Below are 4,997 nucleotides of genomic sequence, written 5' to 3'. Positions count from 1 at the left end.
GCCCGCGCGGGCGCGTCTCGCCCAGGGCGAGCGGCGGCTGGCCGTGGTGCGCAGGGAGGGACTGTGGGCGGTCCGGGTCTGGGACCCGGACTCCGCGAACCGGCGGGCCTTCGCGGCGATCGAGGCCACGCCGTACGACGCGGGGTGGGCGCTCCCCGGGCGGTACCGGCCGTACGCCGCGAGCCGCACCGTCCAGGTGCCGAACGCCGACGGCCGCGACCGCGGACTGGGTCTCTCCGGTGAACTCGCCTTCCACGTGGCGGGCGATGAGCACACCCTCCAGGTCGCCGAGGAGGAGGACGGCTCGCTGTGGGCGGTCTTCGCGGACGCCACCAGCGGAACGAGCAGCTACCGGTTCCGCTTCCTGCGGCCGTCCGCGCCCGCGGCCGACGGCAGCGTCACCGTGGACCTCAACCGCACGCTGCTGCCGCCCTGCGCCTTCGCCGAGCACTTCATCTGCCCTTTCCCGCCGCCGGGCAACACCCTCCCGTTCGCGGTCGCGGCGGGCGAACGCACCGTGCTCACCCACTGACCCGGGACCCCATGGCGGACGTGCCCGGCCGGAAGGCCCTCTTGCGCCGGACGGCCGGGTCGCGTTGTACTCCGGTCAGCGCGTTGTCAGGGACACGGCGGAAATGATCCGCCGTGCTCCGGCCTGCGCCTCATGGGTCCCCCCACCGAAGGACCCGCGGATTCTCTTCCGGAGGAACTGATATGAGGATCAAGCGCACCACCCCCCACAGCGGCCCCGCGAGACGCGGCCGGCTCATCGCCGTGGCGTCCGGCCTGCTGGTCGCTGCCGCACTCACCGTCCCCACCGCCCACGCCGACCAGGCCAAGGCGTACAGCCCCCAGCAGCTGACCGCGGCGAGCAACGCGGTGCAGAGCGCGAATGTGGCGGGCACCGCCTGGTACGTCGACAAGGCGACCGGCACCCTCGTCGTCACCGCGGACAGCTCGGTCTCCTCGGCGGACATCAGCCGGATCGAACAGCGGAGCGGGGCCAACGCGGGCGCCATCCGCGTCGAGCGCACCTCCGGCACCTTCAGCAAGCTCCTCAAGGGCGGTGACGCCATCTACACCTCGCAGTGGCGCTGCTCCGTCGGCTTCAACGTACGCAGCGGCTCGACCTATTACTTCCTCACCGCGGGGCACTGCACCGAGGGTTCTCCCGCCTGGTACACCAACTCGTCCGACACCACGAGCATCGGCCCGACGGCCGGCACCAGCTTCCCGGGCAACGACTACGGCATCGTCAAGTACACCAACTCCGCGGTGGCGCACGACGGCACCGTCGGCAGCCAGGACATCACCAGCGCGGGCGACCCCACGGTGGGCCAGACCGTGACCAGGACCGGCTCCACCAGCGGCACCCACAGCGGCAAGGTGACCGCACTGAACGCCACCGTCAACTACGGCAGCGGTGACGTCGTTTCCGGACTCATCCAGACGACGGTCTGCGCCGAGCCCGGCGACAGCGGCGGCCCGCTCTACGCCGGCTCCAAGGCCCTGGGCCTCACATCGGGCGGCAGCGGCGACTGCACATCGGGCGGTACGACCTTCTTCCAGCCCGTCACCGAGGCGCTGAGCGCCTACGGGGTCAGCGTCTACTAGACGACGGCCTGGCCCGGGGCGGCAGTCGCAGCCCCCGCCCGCACGGCACAGCGCACCAGCCCCCGTCCGGGATTCCGGGCGGGGGCTCTTGCGTACTTTTGAGAGGATGTCAGGGGGAGCGGGGAGCTCACGGGAGGCGGGGGCGTATGAAGCGCATCGGAGTGACCGGGCACCGCCGTATTCCGCCCGACGTCATCACTCATGTGCAGGACGCCCTGCGCGCCCTGCTCGGCGGCCAGCCGGGGCCCCTGGAGGTCCTCTCCAGCCTGGCCGCGGGCGCCGACCAGCTCTTCGCGGTCATCGCACTGGAATGCGGCGCCGAGCTGACCGCGGTCATCCCCAGCGGCGACTACGAACTGGGCTTCTGCGACGCCGGTGAGCTGGCCGGCTTCCGCCGGCTCAGAGGACGGGCGGCCCAGGAGGTGCGGATGGACTTCCCGCACTCCACGGACGAGGCGTACTACGCGGCAGGCGCCTATATCGCCGACAACTGCGACCGCCTGGTGGCCGTCTGGGACGGCCTGCCCGCGCGCGGTCCCGGCGGTACGGGCGACATCGTCAGCTACGCCAGGGAGGCGGGCAAGCCGGTGACGGTCATCTGGCGCGAGGGCGTGAAACGTGACTGAGAACCGCTGCCCAGGAATGCACCTGATGCGACGTCAACTGCCGTGCCTCGCAAGCCATTCGGTGTACTGCGGTGACACGACGCGCTCGGTCTCGTAGACCGCGGCCGACCACTGCTTCTCGGTGAGGGGGCTCTCCATCTCCAGATGCAGCGCCCTGAGCTTCTCCTCGACCAGCGCGTGCGCCGAGATCAGCGGCTGGTGCCGGCGGAACTCGCTCCACGCCACCCCGGACGCGGCGGCGGCCGACACCACGGCGGCGACCTCGGTGTTCTCGGTGACCGAGAGCGCGCGCAGCACCCCGAAGACCAGGGCGACCAGGGTGAGCAGGGCGAAGGCGCTGGACCACAGGAGCGTGGCCCCCCGGGAGACCTCCTGTTTGCGCCGGTACCAGTTGCGCTGCTCGATCAGCCGGTCCCGTACGTAGGTCTCCTTGCGGACCTCGAACGACCTGGCCCGCAGCGCCCGCATCCGAGGAGTGATCAGATCGGGCCCCGGCGGCTCCTGGTCCCAGCCCACCGTGCGCAGCTCCTCCAGCTGGGCCCCGACGCGAGAGGTGAACAGCGCGTCCACATCGGCCGATCCGGCGTCGAAGGGCGCGCCGTGGACCGCGTAGCGCCAGCACATCGACTTGATGAAATCGGCCGCCGACCGGTTGAGCTGCCACTGCGCCTTGGCCTTGCGGCGGGAGGTGCTGAAGGTCAGCAGCAGCACGCCCGCGTAGGCCAGTGTGCTGAGGACGCCGATGGCCTGGAAGCCGCCCCCCAGCTCCGCCCGCCAGGGCAGCGAAGCCGTCGCCGCGCCCACCACGAGGAGCACCAGCTGGGCCCGGGTGGAGCCCACGGCCTCGCCCTGTCTGGCGATGGCGTGGGCGTCGGCCCGGTGGAACAGCGCGGGCAGATCGGCGTTCCGGAAGACCATGCTGCGTTCCGGGTTCCGCTCAGGACCGGGAAACACGGACACATGAACCCCCGTCTGCGACGTCAGTCTTCACTCTTTAGGTGGAATGGCGTGTTCCGGAATTCTGGAGCAGACTCCGTGCGACGTTCTTGTTGCGCTCCGGTCGTGCTCAGTTGCCAGCAGTCTGGTTGAGGGTAAAGTCGACCCGCCGGACACTGCAATGGTGCAGGTATCGGCATTCCTGTCCCTGTCCAGAAAACATCCCTCAAGGCGGCCTCACCATGTCCGTAACCTCAGCCTCTTCCGCCGCTGTCAAGAAGCCGCGTGTCCCGCTCGCCGAGATCGATGTGCGCGGTACCGAGGCCATCAAGCAGATCGGCCGTGTTCTCTCCGTCCCGGCCGGCCGCTCCATGAGGGCATCGACCTTCAATTCGGCGCTCTAGACTGGTGGAATGACTGGACCCCTGGTCCCATTCCGCGAGATCGTCCTCAAGGTCCACAGCAGATGCGATCTTGCCTGTGACCACTGCTATGTCTACGAACACGCCGACCAGAGCTGGCGCTCCAGGCCCAGGGCCATCTCCGATCGGGCGATCCACTGGACGGCTCTGCGACTGGCGGAGCACGCCAGGACCCATGACCTGCCCTCCGTGTCAGTGATCCTGCACGGAGGGGAGCCACTGCTCGCAGGTCCCGAACGACTGCGCCGCGTCTGTGAGGAGCTCACCGGGGCCCTGCGGGGGACCGCCGAGCTCGACCTCCGGATCCATACCAACGGCCTCCAGCTCAGCCCCCGGTACCTCGACCTCTTCGACGAGTTCCACGTCCGGGTGGGCATCTCCCTCGACGGTGACCGCGCGGCCAACGACCGCCACCGCCGCTTCGCCGACGGCCGCACCAGCCATCCGCTGGTCCTCAGAGCCGTCGAGCTGCTCCACCAGGACCGGTACGCCCATCTCGACCTGGGCCTGCTCTGCACCATCGACGTCCTGAACGACCCCGTCGCCGTGTACGACGCGCTCACCGACCTCGACCCGCCGCGCATCGACTTCCTGCTGCCGCACGCCACCTGGGACGACCCCCCGCACCGGCCCGCCGGATCGCCGACCGCCTACGCCGACTGGATCCTGACGGTCTTCGACCGCTGGAACGCCCAGGGGCGGCGGATCCCCGTGCGGCTCTTCGAGTCGGTCATCTCCACGCTCAACGGCGGTCCGAGCCTCACCGAGTCGCTCGGGCTGGCCCCCACCGACCTGGTGGTCGTGGAGACCGACGGCACGCTGGAGCAGGTCGACTCCCTCAAGAGCGCCTACGAGGGCGCCGCGTTCACCGGATTCGACGTCTTCAGCCACGCCTTCGACGAGGTCGCCGCGCACCCGGGCGTCCGCGCCCGCCAGCTCGGCCTCGCCGGGGTCGGCGAGAAGTGCCGGCGGTGCCCCGTCGTACGATCCTGCGGAGGCGGTCTCTACACCCACCGCTACCGTGCGGGCTCCTTCGGCCAGGAGAGCGTCTACTGCGCCGACCTGGAGGCGCTGGTCCGCGGTATCGAGACCCGCACCGCCGCGGCCACCACAGCGCCCGCGCTCACCGATCCGCGCGAGCTGGACGCCGGACAGCAGGAACTGACCCGCACTCTGCTCGCCGCGCTGCACACGGAGCTGGCCGGCCGCGGCGGCGAGGAGTGGGCGCGGGCCTGGGAGCTGGCGGGGGCGGTCGAGCAGCGCTCCGACGGGCTCGACACCGTGCTCGCCCACCCCTACGCCCGCAGCTGGCTGCTCAGTTGTCTGGACGCCCTGCACCAGGGCCGCGCCGGCACCCCCGGCGGACTCGCCGCCCTGGTGGCGGCCGGGGCCCTGCGCG

The 4,997-nt window shown here is 70.8% G+C and carries 6 protein-coding genes; 5 read left to right on the top strand and 1 reads right to left on the bottom strand.

Annotated elements, in window-relative coordinates; genetic code table 11:
- From G3I19_RS34450 to G3I19_RS34440, 3 genes are all read left to right on the top strand, one after another.
- The coding region (locus tag G3I19_RS34450) for a DUF1684 domain-containing protein (RefSeq protein WP_164267634.1) at positions 1-532 on the top strand (532 nt) is incomplete at its 5' end.
- A 182-nt stretch (positions 533-714) separates the two neighbouring features.
- Positions 715-1,614 carry a S1 family peptidase gene (locus tag G3I19_RS34445; RefSeq protein WP_164267633.1) on the top strand — a complete coding sequence of 300 codons (900 nt, stop codon included), beginning with the start codon at positions 715-717 and terminating at the stop codon, positions 1,612-1,614.
- Between the two features lie 146 nt (positions 1,615-1,760).
- The gene (locus tag G3I19_RS34440; RefSeq protein ID WP_164267632.1) at positions 1,761-2,240 is read left to right on the top strand and encodes a hypothetical protein; all 480 of its coding nucleotides are present in this window, start codon (positions 1,761-1,763) and stop codon (positions 2,238-2,240) included.
- 33 nt (positions 2,241-2,273) lie between these two features.
- Here G3I19_RS34440 and G3I19_RS34435 read toward each other — a convergent pair whose 3' ends face one another.
- Positions 2,274-3,158, bottom strand: a complete 885-nt coding sequence (locus G3I19_RS34435; RefSeq protein ID WP_164267631.1) for a DUF4231 domain-containing protein — start codon at positions 3,156-3,158, stop codon at positions 2,274-2,276.
- 260 nt (positions 3,159-3,418) lie between these two features.
- Here G3I19_RS34435 and G3I19_RS34430 point away from each other — a divergent pair, with 260 nt between their 5' ends.
- Both G3I19_RS34430 and G3I19_RS34425 read left to right on the top strand, forming a co-directional pair.
- Positions 3,419-3,580: an FXSXX-COOH protein gene (locus G3I19_RS34430; RefSeq protein ID WP_164267630.1), complete on the top strand. Its 162-nt coding sequence runs from the start codon at positions 3,419-3,421 to the stop codon at positions 3,578-3,580.
- Positions 3,581-3,589: 9 nt separating this feature from the next.
- Positions 3,590-4,997, top strand: a 1,408-nt coding sequence (locus tag G3I19_RS34425; protein ID WP_203600990.1) for an FxsB family cyclophane-forming radical SAM/SPASM peptide maturase, incomplete at its 3' end; no start/stop codon positions are given.

Origin of the sequence: Streptomyces sp. SID10853 (genome assembly GCF_010548145.1) — a bacterium.
Taxonomy (GTDB): domain Bacteria; phylum Actinomycetota; class Actinomycetes; order Streptomycetales; family Streptomycetaceae; genus Streptomyces.
Note: the sequence above shows the minus strand (reverse complement) of the source record. Positions and strands in the feature narration are given on the sequence as shown.